17 protein-coding genes are annotated in these 19,191 nt (G+C 69.4%); 12 read left to right on the plus strand and 5 right to left on the minus strand.

The annotated features are described in order from the left end of the window. Positions 1-2 precede the first annotated feature (2 nt). Positions 3-1,535: a CoA-acylating methylmalonate-semialdehyde dehydrogenase gene (locus E1P53_RS08500; RefSeq protein ID WP_131734020.1), complete on the minus strand. Its 1,533-nt coding sequence runs from the start codon at positions 1,533-1,535 to the stop codon at positions 3-5. 280 nt (positions 1,536-1,815) lie between these two features. Between E1P53_RS08500 and E1P53_RS08505 the strand changes: the two genes are divergently transcribed. Beyond that, positions 1,816-2,262: a flavodoxin domain-containing protein gene (locus tag E1P53_RS08505; protein ID WP_131734021.1), complete on the plus strand. Its 447-nt coding sequence runs from the start codon at positions 1,816-1,818 to the stop codon at positions 2,260-2,262. A 40-nt stretch (positions 2,263-2,302) separates the two neighbouring features. On the opposite strand, the gene E1P53_RS08510 is transcribed toward E1P53_RS08505, so the two are convergent. Beyond that, complete coding sequence (locus E1P53_RS08510; protein ID WP_131734022.1) at positions 2,303-3,178, minus strand: DMT family transporter; 876 nt, start codon at positions 3,176-3,178, stop codon at positions 2,303-2,305. 114 nt (positions 3,179-3,292) lie between these two features. Here E1P53_RS08510 and E1P53_RS08515 point away from each other — a divergent pair, with 114 nt between their 5' ends. Genes E1P53_RS08515 through E1P53_RS08530 form a run of 4 tightly spaced genes read left to right on the plus strand, consistent with a single transcriptional unit; the run spans position 3,293 to position 7,015 of the window. Further along, positions 3,293-3,589, plus strand: coding sequence for a hypothetical protein (locus tag E1P53_RS08515; protein ID WP_131734023.1), 297 nt, complete (start codon positions 3,293-3,295; stop codon positions 3,587-3,589). Then, positions 3,586-4,080, plus strand: a complete 495-nt coding sequence (locus E1P53_RS08520) for a SixA phosphatase family protein (RefSeq protein ID WP_131734024.1) — start codon at positions 3,586-3,588, stop codon at positions 4,078-4,080. The genes E1P53_RS08515 and E1P53_RS08520 overlap by 4 nt, the downstream gene beginning before the upstream one ends. A gap of 39 nt (positions 4,081-4,119) precedes the next feature. Continuing rightward, entirely contained in the window at positions 4,120-4,944 is an 825-nt protein-coding gene (nadE, locus tag E1P53_RS08525) for an NAD(+) synthase (protein WP_131734025.1), read from the plus strand. A gap of 40 nt (positions 4,945-4,984) precedes the next feature. Beyond that, complete coding sequence (locus tag E1P53_RS08530) at positions 4,985-7,015, plus strand: NAD(+) synthase (RefSeq protein WP_131734026.1); 2,031 nt, start codon at positions 4,985-4,987, stop codon at positions 7,013-7,015. Between the two features lie 27 nt (positions 7,016-7,042). Here E1P53_RS08530 and E1P53_RS08535 read toward each other — a convergent pair whose 3' ends face one another. From E1P53_RS08535 to E1P53_RS08545, 3 genes are all read right to left on the minus strand, one after another. Then, positions 7,043-8,443, minus strand: a complete 1,401-nt coding sequence (locus tag E1P53_RS08535) for a WS/DGAT/MGAT family O-acyltransferase (protein WP_006899245.1) — start codon at positions 8,441-8,443, stop codon at positions 7,043-7,045. 129 nt (positions 8,444-8,572) lie between these two features. Beyond that, the gene (locus E1P53_RS08540) at positions 8,573-9,391 is read right to left on the minus strand and encodes a fibronectin type III domain-containing protein (RefSeq protein ID WP_131734027.1); all 819 of its coding nucleotides are present in this window, start codon (positions 9,389-9,391) and stop codon (positions 8,573-8,575) included. Then, the gene (locus E1P53_RS08545; protein ID WP_131734028.1) at positions 9,391-11,220 is read right to left on the minus strand and encodes a serine/threonine-protein kinase; all 1,830 of its coding nucleotides are present in this window, start codon (positions 11,218-11,220) and stop codon (positions 9,391-9,393) included. The genes E1P53_RS08540 and E1P53_RS08545 overlap by 1 nt, the downstream gene beginning before the upstream one ends. Before the next feature lie 122 nt (positions 11,221-11,342). Here E1P53_RS08545 and E1P53_RS08550 point away from each other — a divergent pair, with 122 nt between their 5' ends. The 7 genes from E1P53_RS08550 (at position 11,343) to E1P53_RS20425 (ending at position 19,186) form a co-directional block, all read left to right on the plus strand. Next, the gene (locus E1P53_RS08550; RefSeq protein WP_006899242.1) at positions 11,343-11,873 is read left to right on the plus strand and encodes a nuclear transport factor 2 family protein; all 531 of its coding nucleotides are present in this window, start codon (positions 11,343-11,345) and stop codon (positions 11,871-11,873) included. Between the two features lie 347 nt (positions 11,874-12,220). Then, the gene (locus E1P53_RS08555; protein ID WP_109238684.1) at positions 12,221-13,213 is read left to right on the plus strand and encodes an acyl-ACP desaturase; all 993 of its coding nucleotides are present in this window, start codon (positions 12,221-12,223) and stop codon (positions 13,211-13,213) included. 53 nt (positions 13,214-13,266) lie between these two features. Next, entirely contained in the window at positions 13,267-14,448 is a 1,182-nt protein-coding gene (gene dusB / locus E1P53_RS08560) for a tRNA dihydrouridine synthase DusB (protein ID WP_181954838.1), read from the plus strand. Positions 14,449-14,624: 176 nt separating this feature from the next. Further along, the gene (locus E1P53_RS08565; RefSeq protein WP_131734029.1) at positions 14,625-16,946 is read left to right on the plus strand and encodes an LCP family protein; all 2,322 of its coding nucleotides are present in this window, start codon (positions 14,625-14,627) and stop codon (positions 16,944-16,946) included. A gap of 94 nt (positions 16,947-17,040) precedes the next feature. Next, entirely contained in the window at positions 17,041-17,703 is a 663-nt protein-coding gene (gene phoU / locus E1P53_RS08570; RefSeq protein ID WP_006899238.1) for a phosphate signaling complex protein PhoU, read from the plus strand. Between the two features lie 114 nt (positions 17,704-17,817). Continuing rightward, positions 17,818-18,837: an IS481 family transposase gene (locus E1P53_RS08575; protein ID WP_131734030.1), complete on the plus strand. Its 1,020-nt coding sequence runs from the start codon at positions 17,818-17,820 to the stop codon at positions 18,835-18,837. Between the two features lie 199 nt (positions 18,838-19,036). Beyond that, positions 19,037-19,186: a hypothetical protein gene (locus E1P53_RS20425; RefSeq protein ID WP_165484408.1), complete on the plus strand. Its 150-nt coding sequence runs from the start codon at positions 19,037-19,039 to the stop codon at positions 19,184-19,186. The last annotated feature ends 5 nt before the right edge of the window (positions 19,187-19,191 follow it).

Below are 19,191 nucleotides of genomic sequence, written 5' to 3' on the forward strand. Positions count from 1 at the left end.
ACTCAGTCCATGGTCGGGATGACGAACTCGGCGCCGTCCTTGATGCCGGACGGCCAGCGCGTCGTCACCGTCTTGGTCTTGGTGTAGAACTGGATCGACGCCGGGCCGTGCTGGTTGAGGTCACCGAAGCCCGAGCGCTTCCAGCCGCCGAAGGTGTAGTACGCCACCGGAACCGGGATCGGCACGTTCACGCCGACCATGCCGACGTCGACGCGCGAGGTGAAGTCGCGGGCCGCGTCGCCGTCCTGGGTGAAGATCGCGACGCCGTTGCCGTACTGGTGATCCGACGCCAGGGCGAGGGCCTCTTCGTAGTCGCCGGCGCGCACGATCGACAGGACCGGGCCGAAGATCTCGTCGGTGTAGATCGACATGTCCTTGGTGACGTGGTCGAACAGGGTCGGGCCGATGAAGAAGCCCTTCGAGATGTCCTCGTCGCCGAAGGTCTGCTCGTCGCTGGTGCGCTCGCGGCCGTCGATGACCAGCTCGGCGCCTTCCTCGACGCCCTTGCCGATGTAGCCGCGGACGCGTTCGAGGGCGGCGGCCGTGACCAGCGGGCCGTAGTCCGCCTTCGGGTCGAGGCTGTGGCCGACGCGCAGGGCGTTGACACGGTCGATCAGCTTGGCGCGCAGGCGATCCGCGGTCTGCTCACCGACCGGCACCGCCACCGAGATCGCCATGCAGCGCTCACCCGCCGAGCCGTAACCTGCGCCGATGAGCGCATCGACGACCTGGTCGAGGTTGGCGTCCGGCATGATGATCATGTGGTTCTTCGCGCCGCCGAAGCACTGCGAACGCTTGCCGTGGGCGGCCGCGGTCGAGTAGATGTACTGCGCGATGTCGGAGCTGCCGACGAACCCGAGGGCCTTGACGTCCGGGTGGGTCAGCAGCGCGTCGACGGCCTCCTTGTCGCCGTGGACGACCTGGAAGACGCCATCGGGAAGCCCTGCCTCGGAGAACAATTCGGCCAGGCGGACCGGGACCGAGGGGTCGCGCTCGCTGGGCTTGAGGATGAAGGCGTTGCCGCAGGCGAGGGCCGGGCCGGCCTTCCACAGCGGGATCATGGCCGGGAAGTTGAACGGCGTGATGCCGGCGACCACACCGAGCGGCTGGCGGATCGAGTGCACGTCGATGCCGCTGCCGGCGCCCTCGGTGAACTCGCCCTTGATCAGGTGCGGGATGCCGACGGCGAACTCGATGACCTCGATGCCGCGCTGGATGTCGCCGAGGGCGTCGGCGTGGGTCTTGCCGTGCTCGAGCGACAGGGTGGTGGCCAGCTCATCGGCGTTCTTGTTGACCAGGTCGATGAACCGCATCAGGACGCGGGCACGACGCTGCGGGTTCCATGCGGCCCACTCCTGCTGCGCCTTCTTGGCGTTCTCGACGGCGGCGGCGACCTCGTCGGTCGAGGCCAGCGGGACCTGCGCCTGCACGGCGCCGGTGCTCGGGTTGAAGACGTCGGCGAAGCGGCCGCCCTCGGCGGGGACGCGCTTGCCGTTCAGGTAGTGCGGGATGGACGGGACAGCAGGAGCGGACACTTCAGATCACCTTTGATTCATATCGGGGGTTGTGCAGGTCTTCACAGGTCATGAGTCGAGGTCGTCGACGTCTGTAGGGGCGGCCGGGCCACCTCTCGCCGGATGCCGCGGGCGAAGAGAGCTCCCCCCTACTCACGCCGTGACGCGGTATGGCCTCTGTCACCACATAGTAGGACATCCAAGTATTTCTTCCAACCCCTGCCCACCTGCGATTTCACGGCGGTGCGGCGGTTAGGCTAGCCTTTCGGGCGAAAAGCCGACGTCGAGAGGAGTTCTGCACATGTCGGTCGTCATCCTCTACGGAACCGAGACCGGAACGGGCGAGCTCGTCGCCGACTCGATCGCAGACGCGCTGAACCAGCACGACCCGTCGATCTACGACATGAGCGAGTTCGCGGTCGAGGACCTCGATCCGGCCGACTTCCTCGTGGTGGTCTGCTCGACCTACGGCGAGGGCGAGCTGCCGACCGGCGCCGTCCCGTTCGCCGAGGAGCTCGACGAGGTCGATCCGGACCTGACCGGCCTGCGCTTCGCCGTCTTCGGGCTCGGCGACACCGTCTACGGAGAGACCTACAACCGCGGCGGCGAGATCATCGCCGAGATGCTGACCAAGCGCGGTGCGGCCCAGGTCGGCGAGCACGGTCGCCACGACGGCTCGTCGGCGGTCAAGCCGACCGCCCAGGCCGAGGAGTGGGCCGAGGGCCTCGCGGAGCTGCTCGAGAGCTAGCCCCACCACCGACACCGCCCTGCACGCAGGGCCGAGCGTTTCAGGCCGCCGGACGTCCGGCGGCCTGATCCGTCTGTGCGGCCTCCGCGGCCACCGCCTTTTCCTCCCCGCGCACCGCGGACAGCTTCGCCAGTTCGCTGACCGCCCGGATCATGACCGCGAGCACGACCCCGAGGAACAGCGCCGTCGGGACCGAGACCTTCAGGTTCTCCCCCAGCAGCAGGACGCCCAGCACCATCGCGACCGCCGGTTCGGCAACCGTCATCGAGGGGAACGAGGTCTGCAGGTCCCCGGCCGCGAAACCCACTTGCTGGGCCACGACGGCACCGACGACGACCAGCACGAACAGATAGATCGCGGGCTGGACGAAAGTGTGCAGGAACTCGTGGGTGACCTGATAGACGATCGCCTTCACCAGCAGTGCCGACACCCCGAAGAGGATGCCCGCCACCAGGCCGTAGAACAGGGCCTTGTAATGCGGGCTGCAGCGTTGGGCGAGCAGGACCAGCGCGATCACGAGCGCGGCGACCGAGCCGACGGTCGACCACATGAGCAGGGCGTCGGGCCGCCGCATGGACGGCTCGGGGCGCGCGACGGTCAGGAACGTCGCGACGCAGACCACCAGCACCCCGCCCCACGCCCATTCGATCCGCGCCGGATGCCGGTGATCGGCCCAGGCCTCCAACGGCAGGGCGAACAGCACCGCCAGCACGATGAGCGGCTGGACCAGCAGGATCGAGCCCAGTCCGAGCGCCGCGGCCTGCAGGGCGAAGCCGCAGAGCGCGATCGCCGCGCCGAGCCACCAGCCCCGGGTGATCGCGCCGTTGACCCTGCTCGCGCGCTGGCGGAGCACGGTCCCGGCCGCGATCAACAGCGCGGCCAGCACCGCCAGCAACGCGGGAACCCAGGTGTGCACGTCCACAAGAGTAGGGGTGTGCGGGCGGCCCCGCCGAGATGAGTGCCGGGGCAAGCGAAACGCCCGGGGGTCTCCCGGCACTGCCGGCGGACGCACTCGTCGTACATTCGGGGTATGCGTTATCGGTCGGATCTGGAACGTCTGGCGACACTCGACGCCGCGGCGATCGAGGCGGTCTGCACCGACTGCACCACCATCGACGAGTACATCGCCTGCGCCGTCGACAAGTCGATCGAGCACGATGCCCTCGCCGACGAGTTCGAGGCGTTCGACGAGCCCGAGGAGGCCGCTTTCCTGCGGCAGGAGGCCGCGGCCTGGCGCGCGACCGCGCGGCTGCTGCAGACCGTCGCCGCCGACCCCGAGGCGTACACCGGCGAATCGGGGCGGGACCGCACGCACGGAGTCGCATGACCGGCGCCCGGACGCTCGTCCTCATGCGTCACGGCAAGTCGGGCTATCCGCCGGCCACCCGCGACCACGATCGCCCGCTCGCCGAGCGCGGCCGGCGCCAGGCCGCGCTCGCCGGCCGGTGGATGGTCGACGAGGGGCTCGCCGTCGACGCGGTGCTCTGCTCGACGGCCACCCGCACCAGGCAGACCCTCGAACGCACGGGCATCGACGCGCCGGTCACCTACGTCGAGGACATCTATGGCGGTGACGCCGACGACGTCCTCGAGGCGATCCGCATCCACGCCCCGGCCGATGCGCGGACCCTGCTCGTCATCGGCCACGAGCCCGGCATGCCGCTGACCGCGCTGGCGCTCGACCCCGACGGGACCGTCGAACGCTTCCCGACGTCGGCCTATGCGGTGGTCACCGTGTCGCAGCCCTGGGACGAGCTCGGGCTCGCCCCTGACCCGGATGCATGTCTCGTCGGCGTCCGGGTACCCCGCGAGGACTGACCACATCGGCGCCGGCGTCCCGGTGCAGAACGGAGCGCCATGCGCGAGCAGCAGCGGATCATCATCGACGCCCTCGGGGTCGTGCCGGCGATCGACCCGGAAGCCGAGATCGAGCGACGTGCGGGCTTCCTCGCCGACTACCTTCACCACACCGGAACGCGCGGATACGTCCTCGGACTGTCGGGCGGGGTGGACTCGACGCTCGCCGGGCGCCTGGCCCAGCTCGCCGTCGAGCGGGTCCGCGCCGACGGCGGCGACGCCGTGTTCGTCGGGATGCGACTCCCCTACCGCGTGCAACACGACGAGCACGACGCGCAGGCGGCCGCCGACTTCGTGTCCGCCGACGAGCTGCTGACCGTGAACATCGCCCCCGGGGTCGATGCGCTCGACGACGAGATCGCCCGGGCGACCGGCACGACCCTGACCGACTTCACCAAGGGCAACGCGAAGGCACGCCACCGGATGGTCGCGCAGTACGCGGTGGCCGGCGACCGCGGGCTGCTCGTCGTCGGCGCCGACCACGCCGCGGAGAACGTGACCGGCTTCTTCACCAAGTACGGCGACGGCGCCGCCGACGTCCTGCCGCTGGCCGGACTCACCAAACGGCAGGGCCGGGCGCTGCTGCGACATCTCGGAGCCCCCCGACAGCTGTGGGAGAAGGTGCCCACCGCCGACCTGCTCGACGAGAAGCAGGGTCAGACCGACGAGGAGGAACTCGGACTGGGCTACCACCACATCGACGACTACCTCGAGGGCCGCGAGGTGCCCGACGAGGTGGCCGAACGGATCGAGGCGGCGTGGCACCGCAACCGGCACAAGCGGACCACTCCCGTCGAGGTCGACGACACCTGGTGGCGCCCCTGAGGGCATCCCGCCACATGGCGCGGGCACTAATGTGGTCGGCGTGTCTGTCTACGCCAACGGCTTCGCCCGGGTTGCCGGTGCGGTACCGGTGCTGTCCCTCGCCGATCCGGCCGCCAATGCCGAACGCACGATCTCGATGATGCGTCGAGCCGCCGACGAGGGCGCCTGCCTGGTCGTCTTCCCCGAAATGGGGTTGTGCGGTTACAGCGCCGACGACCTCTTCCACCAGGACGCACTGCTCGACGGCTGCCGCACCGCGCTCGCCGAGATCACCGCGGCGAGTAGAGGTCTCACACCGCTGGTCGTCGTCGGGCTGCCGCTGCTGGTCGGGGACGGACTGTTCAACTGCGCCGCGGTGATCCGGGACGGGTCGGTCCTCGGCGTCGTCCCGAAGTCGTACCTGCCGAACTACCGCGAGTTCTACGAGCAGCGGTTCTTCTCCGCCGCTCGGGACGCGGTGCCCGACACGGTCACCATCGACGGTGAGACCGTCCCGTTTGGCAACGACCTGGTCTTCGAGGCCGACGACCTGCCGGGCTTCGCCCTGCACGTGGAGATCTGCGAGGACGGCTGGGTGGCCATCCCGCCGAGCACGTGGGCCGCACTCGGCGGGGCCACCGTGCTGGCCAACCTGTCGGGCAGCCCGGTCACGATCGGCAAGGAGGCCTACCGCAAGAGCCTGTGCACCTCGCATTCCGCCCGCACCATCTCGGCCCACGTCTACGTCGCCGCGGGTTACGGCGAGTCGACCACCGATCTCGCCTGGGACGGCGACGCGCTCATCACCGAGAACGGGTCGCTGCTGGCGCGCAGCGAGCAGTTCGCCACCGACGACCAGATGATCTCCGCCGACATCGATCTCGACCGCCTGCGTCAGGAACGCATGCGGATGATCAGCCTGCGCGACCAGGCCGGCGACCACGCCGAGCGTCTGAAGTCGTTGCGGCGCATCAGGTTCGCGTTCGGCGACCTCCGCGTCGACGACGACGTGCTGCGCAGGGTCGTGCCCCGGTTCCCGTTCGTCCCGGCCGATTCCGCCGATCTCGACGAGCGTTGCGCCGAGGTCCGGCACATCCAGGTGCAGGGCCTGGCCCAGCGCCTTCGCTCCACCGGCATCGAGAAGATCGTCATCGGCGTGTCCGGCGGTCTCGACTCGACGCTGGCGCTGCTCGTCGCGGTCGACACCTTCGACCGGCTCGGGCTGCCGCGCGCCAACATCCTGGCCTACACCATGCCCGGTTTCGCGACCGGCGGCGCGACGCTGCGCCGGGCGCACGTGCTGATGGACTCGCTCGGGGTGAGCGGCAAGGAGATCGACATCCGTCCGTCGTGCGAGCAGATGCTCGCCGACCTGGACCACCCGTACGCGCGCGGGGAGAAGGTCTACGACGTCACCTTCGAGAACGTGCAGGCCGGGGAACGCACGTCGCACCTGTTCCGGCTCGCCAACCACCACGGCGCGCTCGTGCTGGGCACCGGTGACCTCTCCGAACTCGCGCTCGGCTGGTGCACCTACGGGGTCGGCGACCAGATGTCGCACTACAACGTCAACGGCTCGGTGCCGAAGACCCTCATCCAGCACCTCATCCGGTGGATGATCCACAACTCCCACCACTCGCAGGAGACCACCGACGTGCTCGCCGAGATCCTCGACGACGTGATCTCCCCGGAGCTCGTCCCCGCCGGGGAGGACGGCAAGATCCAGTCCACCGAGGACACGGTCGGCCCGTACGAGTTGCACGACTTCTTCCTGTACCACGTGACCCGGTTCGGCTACCGGCCGTCGAAGGTCGCCTATCTCGCCCGGCAGGCGTGGGGCGACCGTTCCCGCGGCCCATGGTCGGAGCTGCTCGCCGAGGACAAGCGCAACGAGTACGACGCCGAGACGATCGAACATTGGCTCGGAGTCTTCCTCCGGCGCTTCATGAACAACCAGTTCAAGCGCACCGCGATGCCCAACGGCCCCAAGATCGGTTCCGGCGGCTCGCTGTCGCCGCGCGGCGACTGGCGTGCGCCGTCGGACGCGTCGGCACGGGTGTGGCTCGACGAGCTGGCCGGCGGGAGCGCCTGAGCGACACCCGCCCGCCCGGCGCCGCGGTCAGTCGCAGGCGGCGAGCAGCTGCTTGAGCTGGTCGTCGAAGGCGTTGGCGATCTTCCACGGGTCGGGTGTCTGGTCGGTGCACGCCAGGATGCCGACGTTGAGGTGCCCGTCGGCGGAGAACACGGTGATGTTCAGTCCGAGGCCCTGGAAGATCGGTCCCAGCGGGTAGACCGCGGTCACCCGAGAACCCAGGAAATACAGCGGGAAGTTCGGTCCCGCGACGTTGGAGACGAGCACGTTGAAGATCGGCGGGTGCGCCGACGCCAGCTTGCGGTCGCCGTAGAACTTCATCACCGTCGACAGCGTCGTGCCCGGCGCGAATTGCGCCCAGGACCGCAGGATGTTCGCGTCGATCTCGGCGTGGTGTTCCTTCGACGTCCGGCTGAACTCGGCCTGCTTCTCCAGGCGGATCACCGGGTCGTCGACGTCGGTGGACAGCAGCGTGAACATGCCGGTCACCTTGTTGGTCCCCTCGACGACGAGGTCGGACTCGTCGGCGCCGTGCACCGACACCGGCACCATCCCGACGATCGGGCGGTCGGGAAGTTCGTCGTGCTCGATCAGGTAGGTGCGCAACGCGCCGCCGACCAGGGAGAGGACGACGTCGTTGATCTTCACGCCGAAGTGGTTCTTCACCCGCTTCACGTCGTCGAGCGACAACTGCGCCAGGGCGATGCTGCGGTGCGGGGTGATCGGCCCGTTGAAGCGGGTCCGCGGTGCCATGAACGGCGCCGGCATCGCCGACTGCTGCTGGGCGCGACGCAACCAGCCCACCGGCACGCTGAGGGTGCGCGGGAGCAGCTTCGCCATCGCGATCGGGCGCGCGACGAAGTAGTTGAGCGCGCCGGTGGCGGCGATCGTCGCCCGCGACGGCGGGCCGGCCGACTCGCGGATCTTCTTCGGGTCCAGTTCCGGCGGATCCGGTGTGAGCGTGCACATCTGGGCCAGCATCTCCGCGCTGGTGACGCCGTCGGTGCCGGCGTGGTGCATGCGCAGCATCGCGCAGATGCGGCCGGTGGACAGGCCCTCGATGATCCACAGCTCCCACAGCGGCTTGCCGCGGTCGAGCGTCTGGCCGGCGAGGTGGCCGCACAACTCGGCGACCTCGCGCTCGCCGCCGGGTGCGGGCACCGCGACGCGGTGCACGTGACGCTGGATGTCGAAGTCCTCGTCCTCAACCCACACCGGATGGTCGATGTTGAGCACCGAGTCGGCGAGCTTGCGGCGGAAGGCCGGGATCGCGGCGACGCGACGCTCCATCTCGTCTCGCAGCTTGGTGAACTCGTAGCCGCCCGGCATCGTGCTCGGATCGATCTCGACGAGGCCGATCACGTGCATCAGTTGGCTTCGCGTCTCCAGGTAGAGAAACGACGCATCGAGACCACTCAACCGCTGCATTGCACCAACCTCTCTTCCCCCGGCCGGAACCGCGGAATCCCCACGGCCATCATGCCGCACGCGGGTGGGTCCGGCGGTGCGATCGTCCCAGTCACACGTCCGGGTCGTCCCCGGATCTGCGGAAACGGCTCAGATCGGCATCGAATCGACCGTTCGGAGGACGTCCTGGGCCGGCGTCCGGAGCACGACGATCATCGCCAGCTCCCGCGCCGGGTCGTCGGTGATCTTGAATACCCCGCGACCGTTCTCGTCGATGAGACCGGTGCCGTGTCGCCACCGGACGGGGCGCGAGGTCGCCGAGGACCGCGAGTACTCGGCGTTGAGGGCATCCTTGGAGGCGAACCAGAAGACGCCGAACGGGCGGTCGACCGTACCGGCCGTGCATCGGACGACGAACACGGTGCGCACCCGACCGTTGCCCGTCTCCGACGGCCCGACCTCGTCGCGGCCGCCGGAGTACCGGCGCACGCAGCGGGCGTCGTTCCACGCGGCCACGGCGTCGGGGGCCTGTGGAAGCAGTTCGGGGAACTGCGCCACCAAGGGCGCGTACACGCCCCAACCGTTGCCGGTCCGGACCGACTTCGGTTCGCTCGGCGGCGAACTCGCGTCGCCGCGCAGGGCCACCACCCGATAGGTGTGCTCGCCGGCGGGGACGGCGACGTCCACGGCCTCGGTCTCGTCGCCGCGGTAGACGACCAGGCCGTCGTCGCGCACGAGCTGGTAACCCGACGCCCCGGACACCGGTTCCCACGACGCCACGAGCCGTCCCGACCGCTCGTCGAGCCGCAGGCCGCGTGGAGCATCCGGCACGTCCACACCGGTGAGGGCGCGCACCGAGAGGAAGGCACCGACACCCACCAGCAGGGCTGCCACCACGACCAGCGCGACCGCCCATACCGGGACGACACGGCGCCGCGGGGCGGAGATGCCCGGGACCCTGGTCGCCATCAGATCGGCAGCCTCTTCATGAGATCGGCGGCCGCGGCCGCCGGCCGGCCGGGTACCGCGACCCAGACGACCGACCGCGCGCGGTCACCGGTGTCCTGCGCGAGGATCGCCCTCCCCTGGCCACCGGTCTCGGACAGGTACAGGGTGCCGGTATGCCCCTGAGCCGTGGTGTGCGCGGCGCCCCGGGGGTTGCGGGCCGTCAGCTCGGCGGTGGCCCGGGCCTCTTCCGGGGTGTCGTACACGTCGACGACGACCTGGTAGGCCGTCTCCCGGTCCTCCTCGTCTGCATACCGGGTGCACCAGATGGTGCGCTTGGAGGAACCGAGGGCCAGGTCGCCGTCCTCGCCCCAGCACCGCATGCCGTCGAACCCGTTGGTGGACAACGGCGTCGCGGGGATGAGGTCGTGGTAGGCGTCGGCGATCGGCTGCAGCTCGCCCCAGGTCATGAAGACGTCGACGGCCCCGGAGTTCCCGGAGAAGTCGGAGGTGCGTCCGTCCGGGGCCTGCGCCGCCACCTGATACGTGTACGTGCCCGGGATGGGCCGGGGCGCGGAGAACCTCGTGTCCGGGCCGGAGTAGATCACCTGGTCGTTCTGGGTGACGACGTAATTGGTGGCCTCGTCGACACGCCCCCACGACAGCTCGACCGCGGAGGTGGTGACCTCGGCGTCCGGCCGGTTCGGCGTCTCCAGCCCCTCCGTCGAGGTGCGCAGGACCCCCGCGCCGGCCCCGATGACCGCGGCGAGCACCACCGCGGCGACCCCGGCGGCCATCATCTTCCCCGCGCGCCGTCGCACCGGCGCCGTGGTCTCCGCGGCGTCGACCGGTGTCCATCCGTGCAGGGTCTCGGGGGAGGTGCCCACGGCTCCGGGTGCGGGCGACGGCCAGGCCGCCGGATCGGAGGGAGTCGCGGTGTCCCGGGCCCCGAACCCATCCTGGTCCGGCACGAACCCGGCGAGCGTCTGCCGGTTGTCGAAGGCGTCCTCGAGCGCGCGGGCGAACTCCCCGGCGCTCGGGTACCGGTCGTCGGGGTCCTTGGCCAGCGCCCTGGCGAGCACCGCGTCGACCCCCGGCGGCAGGGCCCCGTTGCGGCTCGTGGCCGCCGGCGGGTCCTCGCGGAGGTGCGCGGTCATCAGCCCGTGCAACGAGGTTGCCTCGAACGGCGGTGCGCCGGTGAGCAGTTCGAAGGCCGTCGCACCCAACGAGTAGATGTCGCTGCGGGCGTCCACCCGGCGTCCCTCGATCTGCTCGGGCGACGCGTAGTGCATCGTGCCGATCGTGATGCCGTCGCCGGTCAGGTTGGTCACCTCGTCGATCACCTGCGCGATGCCGAAGTCGGTGACCTTCACCGCGTCGGGGACGAAGAACCCGCTCGGCGCCGCGGCATCGGCGGCGCCCGGGGTGACGAGGATGTTCGCCGGTTTGATGTCGCGATGCATGATGCCGCGGCGGTGCGCGGCGTCGAGACCGGCGGCCGCGCCCGAGACGATCAGGCAGGCCAGATGCGGCTCGAGCGGGGCGTCGGCGGCCAGCATTCGGGCGGCGTCGGTGCCGGGGACGTACTCCATCGCGATCCACAGCTGGTCGTCGAACACACCACGGTCGTACACCGCGACGACATTGGGGTGGTTCAATGGCGCGACGACGTCGGCCTCACGTTCGAAACGGGCCCGGAACACCGGGTCGGTCGCATGGGCCGACCGCAGGACCTTGAGCGCGTCGGCGCGCGGCAGCCGCGGATGGGCCGCCTTGTACACGTCCCCCATGCCCCCGCGCCCGAGCACGTCGAGAACCCGGTAGCCCGCGATCAGGTCTCCTACCTGGTACATGACGTCCTCACCGATATCCCCGGGTGTTATTTGCCGGTGCGGCAGTTGCGTAGGCCGCAAATGCTACCGAGTCCGCCGAAAACCGGACGAGGACACCGGTCCGGTCCATAGGATCGGCCCCGATGGAATCCACCGAGAATCAGCAGACGTTCACCGCCGCCGAGCTCGACGAGGCGTTCGCCCGGTTCCAGCGCACGGTGGCCGAGGTCGCCGAGACCGGCGACTGGGACCGCTACGCCGACCTGTTCACGGTCGATGCCGACTTCGTCGAGCATGCGCTGGGAACCCTCAAGGGTCGCGAGGAGATCCGCGCCTGGGCGTGGAAGACGATGACCGCGTTCCCCGGCAGCCACATGACGGGTTTCCCGTCGTTGTGGCACGTGGTCGACGCCCCGACCGGCCGCGTGATCTGCGAGGTCGACAACCCCATGCGCGACCCCGGGGACGGCAGCGTGATCACCGCCACCAACATCACGATCCTCACCTATGCCGGGGACGGGCTGTGGAGCCGCGAGGAGGACGTCTACAACCCGCTGGAGTTCGGGCGGGCGGCGATGCGGTGGTGCGAGAAGGCCCGCGAACACGGTCGGCTCGACGAGGCCGCCGCCGCGTGGATGGAGACCACCGGCGCGATGTTCGCCCGTCGCCGCTGACCTGCAAGCGCCCCGGTCCCCCGACGCCGCGCCCGCCAGGACCTCCCTGGCCGGACCGCCCGCAGGACGTGACGCAGGCCACTGAGAGTGGCAGTAACATCGGGACTGCGCGGACGCGACAGCCATGCCGACGGACTTGGGACAGAACCTTCGGTGCCGTAGGCTAGAGCTTTGACCAGTGGCGTCAGATTCGGCCTGACAAGGTCCGGCGCCCCACGGTTCGCCGAGTCGGGACCGCTCGTCCCGACGACGTCGGGGCCCTTCTCCGCACGTCGGCGACGCCGCGACCGTGGAGACACATTGACGAGACACATACGACATACGCGGACACCGTTCGGAGGACATCTATGGCACGGCTGCTGACGCAACTCGAGCTTCTCAGGGAGCTCGAGCCCGTCGCGGAGGAGAACGTCAACCGTCACCTCAAGATCGCGAAGGACTGGAACCCGCACGACTACGTCCCGTGGGACGAGGGCCGCAACTTCGCCGCCCTCGGCGGCGTCGACTACGACCCCGAGCAGTCGGAGCTCTCCGACGTGGCCAAGGCCGCGATGATCACGAACCTGCTGACCGAGGACAACCTGCCCTCGTACCACCGCGTCATCGCCGACAACTTCTCGATGGACTCCGCCTGGGGCCACTGGGTGGGTCGCTGGACGGCCGAGGAGAACCGCCACGGCATCGTCATGCGCGACTACCTCGTCGTCACCCGCGGCGTCGATCCGGTCGCCCTCGAAGAGGCGCGGATGATCCACATGACCAACGGCTACGACCCGATGCTCGCCGCCGCCGGACGCGTCGACGAACTCGAAGAGCACGCCGACGACCTCGGTCTGCTGCACTCGGTCGCGTACGTGACCTTCCAGGAGCTCGCCACCCGCGTCAGCCACCGCAACACGGGCAAGGCCTGCAACGATCCGGTCGCCGACAAGATGCTGCAGCGCATCGCCGCCGACGAGAACCTGCACATGATCTTCTACCGCAACATCTGCGGTGCGGGATTCGACATCGCGCCCGACCAGACGCTGCGCGCGGTCACCGACATCGTCACCAACTTCCAGATGCCCGGCGCCGGCATGCCGAACTTCCGCCGCCACGGCGTCCTCATGGCCAAGCACGGCATCTACGACCTGCGCCAGCACCTCGAAGAGGTCGTCATGCCGGTCCTGCGCAAGTGGAAGGTCTTCGAGCGCGACGACTTCACCTCCGAGGGCGAGAAGACCCGCGAGGAGCTCGCCGCCTTCCTCGAGCAGCTCGAGAAGGACACGATCCGCTTCGAGGAGATGCGCGACCGTTCGCTCGCCCGCGAGGCCAAGAAGCGGGAGCAGCAGGCATCCTGAGCACGACCGTCTCCAGCCGACCGGCGCCTTCGGACTCCGAGGGCGCCGGTTCGCTGCATCCCACCGAAACCCCGGGCACCGGCGCCATCACCACAGAGAAGCTGCGCATCGGGTCGATCGAACTGGCCAGTCCCGTGGTGCTCGCGCCGATGGCCGGCGTCACCAACGTCGCGTTCCGCACCCTGTGCCGTGAACTCGAACTCGCGCGCACCGGCACCGTGTCGGGCCTGTACGTCTGCGAGATGGTGACCGCGCGGGCCCTGGTGGAGCGCCATCCGGTGACGATGCACATGACCACCTTCGGCCCGGACGAGAACCCGCGGTCGATGCAGCTGTACACGGTCGATCCCAAGTGGACCTACGAGGCGGCCAAGATGATCGTCGAGGAGAACCTCGCCGATCACATCGACATGAACTTCGGCTGCCCGGTCCCGAAGGTCACCCGCAAGGGCGGCGGCTCGGCCATCCCCTACAAGCGGACCCTCTTCCGCAAGATCGTCGCCGCCGCGGTGCGGGCGATCGAGGGCACCGACATCCCGGTGACGGTCAAGTTCCGCATCGGCATCGACGACGAACACCGCACCCATCTCGACGCGGGCCGGATCGCCGCCGAGGAGGGCGCCGCCGCCGTCGCGCTGCATGCGCGCACCGCCTCGCAGCGGTACTCGGGGCAGGCCGACTGGGACGAGATCGCCAGGCTGAAGGAACACGTGACCTCGGTGCCGGTGCTCGGCAACGGCGACATCTTCGAACCCGCCGACGCGGTGGCGATGATGAGGCAGACCGGATGCGACGGCGTCGTCGTCGGCCGCGGCTGCCTCGGCCGGCCGTGGCTGTTCGCCGAGCTGGCCGCCGAGCTGAACGGGCTCTCCGCCCCCGAGCCCCCGAACCTCGGCGAGGTCGCCGAGATCATGGTCCGGCACTGCGAGCTCCTCGTCGAGCACCACGGCGAGGACAAGGGCTGCCGCGAGATCCGCAAGCACGTCGCGTGGTACCTGCGCGGGTTCCCCGCCGGCTCGGAGGTCCGCCGCCGGCTGGCGCTGGTCAAGAGCGTCGACGAACTGCGCGAACTGCTCGCCGAACTCCCCGCCGACGCCCCGTTCCCCCGGGACGGGCACGGCCCGCGCGGCCGCCAGGGTTCCCCGGCCAAGGTCGCGCTGCCCGAGGGCTGGCTCGACGACCCGTACGAGGACGTCGTTCCCGCCGGCGCCGAGGTCATGCACTCCGGCGGCTGAAACGATCTGCGAAAACCGTCACAACGCGCATCTGGCTGAGGCCTCTTCTCAGGTGTGGTCAGTAGTATGGCGCGGAGGTCCCGGCCACCGGGTCCACGCAGTCCTGCGCCCGCCGCCACGCACAGCCCCGACGTGCGGTGACGCGCCATCGAGCCTCGGGGCATGAGGAACGTGCATTGAGTCGTTGGACATCGGGACCGGACGAACCGGACGCGGCCGACGGGACCAACGGGTCTCGGCGAGGCCGTCGTGCCGCTCGACCGAGTGATGGCAACGACCGCCGTCCCCGGATCGACCCGAACGCCCAGGGCACCGGCACCCAGGCGCCCGGCGCGAGTGCCCATGCGAGCCTGCGCGAGCCCCGGTCCACCGACCGCTTCGTCCGCGGCCGCACCCGTCTGACCGTCCGCGAGCTGATGGAGCAGATGGAGGCCGAGGGAGCCGCCCAGGCCGGCGACGCAGGCGCCCCGCGCGCAACCGAGCGCCCACGCCGTCCCGATGTCCCGCCCCCTCCGGTCACGCGCGGGCGCTCGAGGCGCTTCACCCCGTCGGCGTCCGGCCCCGGCGACCGTCCGACCCCGCGTCGCGACCCCCGCCGGCCCGCCGCCGACGACCGGCCCACCGAGGTCCACCGCTTCGACAACGAGGTCACCCAGAAGATCCCGACGATCTCCTCGTCCGGTGAGACCCCGCCCGATCTGTCCGACCGCGCGACCGCGCAGCGCGCCATCGAGGAGTCCCGCGCGCAGGACGCGCCGATCCCGGCCGAACCGGTCCCGTCCGGAACCACCCCCACGCCGCCGCCCGCCCCGAAGGTCCCGCGCGAACCGCTCGAGCCCACCCCGGACCTGACGGGCCCGCTGAACCTGCGGTCGGGGCCGCGGCGCCTCGACCCCCCGCGCGAGGACCGCAAGCGTTCGCTCCTCCGCAAGACCACCGCCACCGGCCGGGTCCTGGTGGCGCTCGCCTGCGTCACCGCGCTGATCGGCACCGGTTTCGTCTGGGGCTACCTGCAGTCGTGGAACGGCAACTGGCGCAACGTCACCGCCGTCGACCCCGAGGACAAGAACATCCGCAACAAGGATGCGCAGACCGGCGACGAGACCTATCTGATCGTCGGCACCGACACACGCGGCGGCCAGAACTCGAAGGTCGGCGCGGGCACCACCGCCGACGCCGAGGGCGCCCGGTCGGACACCGTCATCCTGGTGAACGTGCCGGCCAACCGCGAGCGCGTCGTGGCGGTCTCGTTCCCGCGCGACCTGCAGGTGGATCGTCCCGAGTGCAACTCGTGGGACAACGAGACCGGCAAGTACGGCGAGGAGATGCCGGCCGAGGACAACGTCAAGCTCAACAGCGTCTACTTCTACGGCGGGCCGCAGTGCCTGGTCCGCGTGATCACGCAGATGAGCGGCCTGAACATCAACCACTTCATCGGGATGGACTTCTACGGGTTCGAGAAGGTGGTCCGCGCCATCGGCGGCGTGGAGGTCTGCTCGACCGTTCCGCTGTACGACTACGAGATCGGGCACATCCTGCGCAAGCCCGGCAAGCAGAAGCTGACCGGACGCCGCGCGCTCAACTACGTCCGCGCCCGCAACATCGCCACCGAGGGCAACGGCGACTACGGCCGCATCAAGCGCCAGCAGTTGTTCATGTCGTCGCTGCTGCGGTCGACGCTGTCGGGCGACGTGCTCAAGAACCCGAACAAGCTCAACAGCATCGTCAACACCTTCATCGAGTACAGCTACGTCGACGGCGTGGACACGCAGTCGCTGATCGATCTCGCCGAGTCGATGCAGGGCATGGACGCCGGGCGGGTCACCTTCCTGACCATCCCGACCTCCGGCACCTCGGAGGACGGGCAGAACAACGAGATCCCGCGCACCGACGACATCGACGCCATCTTCAACGCGATCATCGACGACCTGCCGCTGCCGGGTGAGAAGAAGGCCGAGAAGACCCCGTCGTCCAAGGCACCGTCGTCGAAGGCCACCACGTCGAAGGCCACCACGTCGAAGGCCACCACGTCGAAGGCCCCGGCCGGCCCGTCGCGCAAGAGCTCGACCGACACCGTCGGCCAGATCACCGCGACCGCGCAGAACCCTGCGAACGTGGGCGTCCGGGTGCTCAACGGCACCTCGACCGCCGGCCTCGCCTCCGAGGTCTCCGACCGTCTGACGCCCTACGGCTTCGACGTGCGCGGCGTCGCCGATGCGTCGGAGAACCGCGACGACACCGTCGTCCGCTACGGCGTCGGCCAGCAAGCTGCGGCCGCGACCCTGGCCAAGATGTTCCCGGGCGCCGAGATCCAGTTCGACCGGACGGTGAAGTCTGGTGTCGAGGTGATCCTCGGCTCGGACTTCGGCGGCGATCTGGGCGCGGTTCCCGACACCGGCGCGACGATCAACGTCGAACAGCTCGCACCGGCGGAGAACACCGGCGACCTGCCCAACGACCTCGCGGTCACCAACGCCGGCGACACGACCTGCACCTAGCGGCAGGCGCCGGCTCGACTCCGGCCGCGTGATGTCGATCCGCGGGCACCGGACGTTCATCCCGCGTTCATCGAGGTCACGTATCCTGAGCGTCATGCGTACCGCCTACCAAGAGCAACTCGAAGCGCTGACCGCCGTCCTAGGCGAGATGTGCGAGCTCGCAGGGGTCGCGATGGCGCGTGCCACGCAGGCGCTGCTCCAGGCCGATCTCACCATCGCCGAGGAGGTGATCAGCGACAGCGAGCGTATGACGCAGCTGTCGGCGCGCGCCGAGGAACAGTCCTTCGCCCTGCTCGCCCTGCAGGCGCCGGTCGCGGGCGATCTGCGCGGGGTGGTCAGCGGTTTCCAGATCGTCGCCGACGCCGACCGCATGGGTGCGCTGGCGCTGCACGTCGCGAAGGTCGCACGACGCCGGCACCCGGCGAAGGCACTTCCCGAAGAGGTCAACGGCTACTTCGCCGAGATGGGTCGACTGGCCGTCGCACTCGCCAAGAGCGCCCACGAGGTGTTGGTCACCCGCGACCCGCAGGCGGCGCTGCGGCTGCAGGAGGACGATGATGCGATGGACGACCTGCATCGCCACCTGTTCACCGTCCTGATGGACCGCGAGTGGCAGCACGGGGTCGCGGCCGCGGTCGACGTGACCCTGCTCGGCCGCTACTACGAGCGTTTCGCCGACCACGCCGTCCTCATCGGGCGGCGCGTGGTCTTCACGGCGACGGGCAAGACCCCCGAGCAGTGCCGCGGCATCGGCTAGATGTACTGACCCGGAACGTTAGGTACAGAGTTCGGCGAGTCGACGTGACATAGGGAAGACCTCCGAGTGAGGTGTGGAGCTGTCTAAGAACCGCTCCTCAACCCGGAGGTCTTCATGTCCCACCGTAATTCACCGCTGTCCCCGACTGGCCGGTTGCGTCTGGCTCGGTGTGCTGTGGACGACCGGTGGCCACTGCGCCGCGCAGCTGACCGGTTCAACGTGTCAGTCACCACGGCCAAGCGATGGGCGGATCGCTACCGCGACCACGGGCCGGCCGGAATGGGTGATCGGTCCAGCCGGCCCCGATCGTGTCCGCATCGCACCAGCCGGCGCCGGGAACGCCGGGTCGTCGGGTTACGCGTCTCCCGCCGCTGGGGGCCAGCCCGGATCGGATACCACCTGGGGTTGAACGTCTCCACGGTGCACCGCATCCTCACCCGCTACGGCTGCCTACGACTGTCGTGGATCGACCCGGCAACCGGGGCGCCGGTACGTGCCCGCAGACGCGAGATTCGCCGGTACGAACACCAAGCGCCCGGAGACTTGATCCACGTCGACATCAAAAAGCTCGGCAGAATCCCCGACGGCGGTGGACATCGCGTACACGGCCGCGCCCAGGGCACCCGCAACTCCAGTGCCCACCGCGAGCCTGGACGAACCCGCAAAGTTGCTGGCCGCCCCAACCTGGGGTACGCGTATCTGCATCACGCCGTCGACGACCACTCCCGCTACGCCTACTCCGAGATCCTCGCTGATGAGAAGAAGGAAACCGCGACCGCGTTCATGACTCGGGCGTTGGCGCACTTCGCCTCGATCGGTGTCACCACCGCGCGAGTGATGACCGACAACGGGTCGTGTTACCGGTCCCGCATATTTCGGGACTTGTTGCACGACAACAAGATCAAGCACAAGCGGACCAGACCGTACCGGCCGCAAACCAACGGCAAGGTCGAACGATTCAACCGGACCCTGCAGGAGGAATGGGCCTACGCCCGTCCCTACCTCAGTGAAACCGAACGCGTCGCGGCCTTCCCCGAGTTCCTTCGCATCTACAATCACGAACGCGGCCACACCGCACTCCGAGGCAACTCACCCGCCGACCGCGTACCCAACCTGTCGGGTCAGTACAGCTAGACCACGTCGCCAGGTCGCGGGTCACGACGTGATGTTGCTCGCCCATGCCGGGCGGTCGAGCGCGAGCACACACCCCGACGCCCCGCAATTCAATTCAGCGAACCAACTCGGCGTCCATATTCACTCTGTCGAACAATCGGCAGGAAATCAGACCACACCCGATTTCACACATTCTCGAGTCGTGGTTAGTGTGGCCCCCATGGGCCAGCATCATCCGATCGAACCCGATTTCAACGCCGCCACCGACGAGAAGCTGGCGGCCGCCGCCCACCGGCGCCAGATCATCACCTACCTGGGTGTGATCGCGTCGCTGGCAGCGCTCCTGGTGATCCTGCTGCTCAACATGTGACGTCG

The sequence above is a fragment of the Gordonia paraffinivorans genome (assembly GCF_900683595.1).
Classification (GTDB): Bacteria; Actinomycetota; Actinomycetes; order Mycobacteriales; family Mycobacteriaceae; genus Gordonia; species Gordonia paraffinivorans.

Excerpts from the sequence above, each read along its gene's own strand:
- E1P53_RS08505 (WP_131734021.1), top strand. The coding sequence starts at position 1,816 with ATGTCGGTCGTCATCCTCTACGGAACCGAGACCGGAACGGGCGAGCTC.
- E1P53_RS08515 (WP_131734023.1), top strand. The coding sequence starts at position 3,293 with ATGCGTTATCGGTCGGATCTGGAACGTCTGGCGACACTCGACGCCGCG.
- E1P53_RS08520 (WP_131734024.1), top strand. The coding sequence starts at position 3,586 with ATGACCGGCGCCCGGACGCTCGTCCTCATGCGTCACGGCAAGTCGGGC.
- nadE (WP_131734025.1), top strand. The coding sequence starts at position 4,120 with ATGCGCGAGCAGCAGCGGATCATCATCGACGCCCTCGGGGTCGTGCCG.
- E1P53_RS08535 (WP_006899245.1), bottom strand. The coding sequence starts at position 8,443 with ATGCAGCGGTTGAGTGGTCTCGATGCGTCGTTTCTCTACCTGGAGACG.
- E1P53_RS08540 (WP_131734027.1), bottom strand. The coding sequence starts at position 9,391 with ATGGCGACCAGGGTCCCGGGCATCTCCGCCCCGCGGCGCCGTGTCGTC.
- E1P53_RS08545 (WP_131734028.1), bottom strand. The coding sequence starts at position 11,220 with ATGTACCAGGTAGGAGACCTGATCGCGGGCTACCGGGTTCTCGACGTG.
- E1P53_RS08550 (WP_006899242.1), top strand. The coding sequence starts at position 11,343 with ATGGAATCCACCGAGAATCAGCAGACGTTCACCGCCGCCGAGCTCGAC.
- E1P53_RS08555 (WP_109238684.1), top strand. The coding sequence starts at position 12,221 with ATGGCACGGCTGCTGACGCAACTCGAGCTTCTCAGGGAGCTCGAGCCC.
- phoU (WP_006899238.1), top strand. The coding sequence starts at position 17,041 with ATGCGTACCGCCTACCAAGAGCAACTCGAAGCGCTGACCGCCGTCCTA.
- E1P53_RS08575 (WP_131734030.1), top strand. The coding sequence starts at position 17,818 with ATGTCCCACCGTAATTCACCGCTGTCCCCGACTGGCCGGTTGCGTCTG.
- E1P53_RS20425 (WP_165484408.1), top strand. The coding sequence starts at position 19,037 with ATGGGCCAGCATCATCCGATCGAACCCGATTTCAACGCCGCCACCGAC.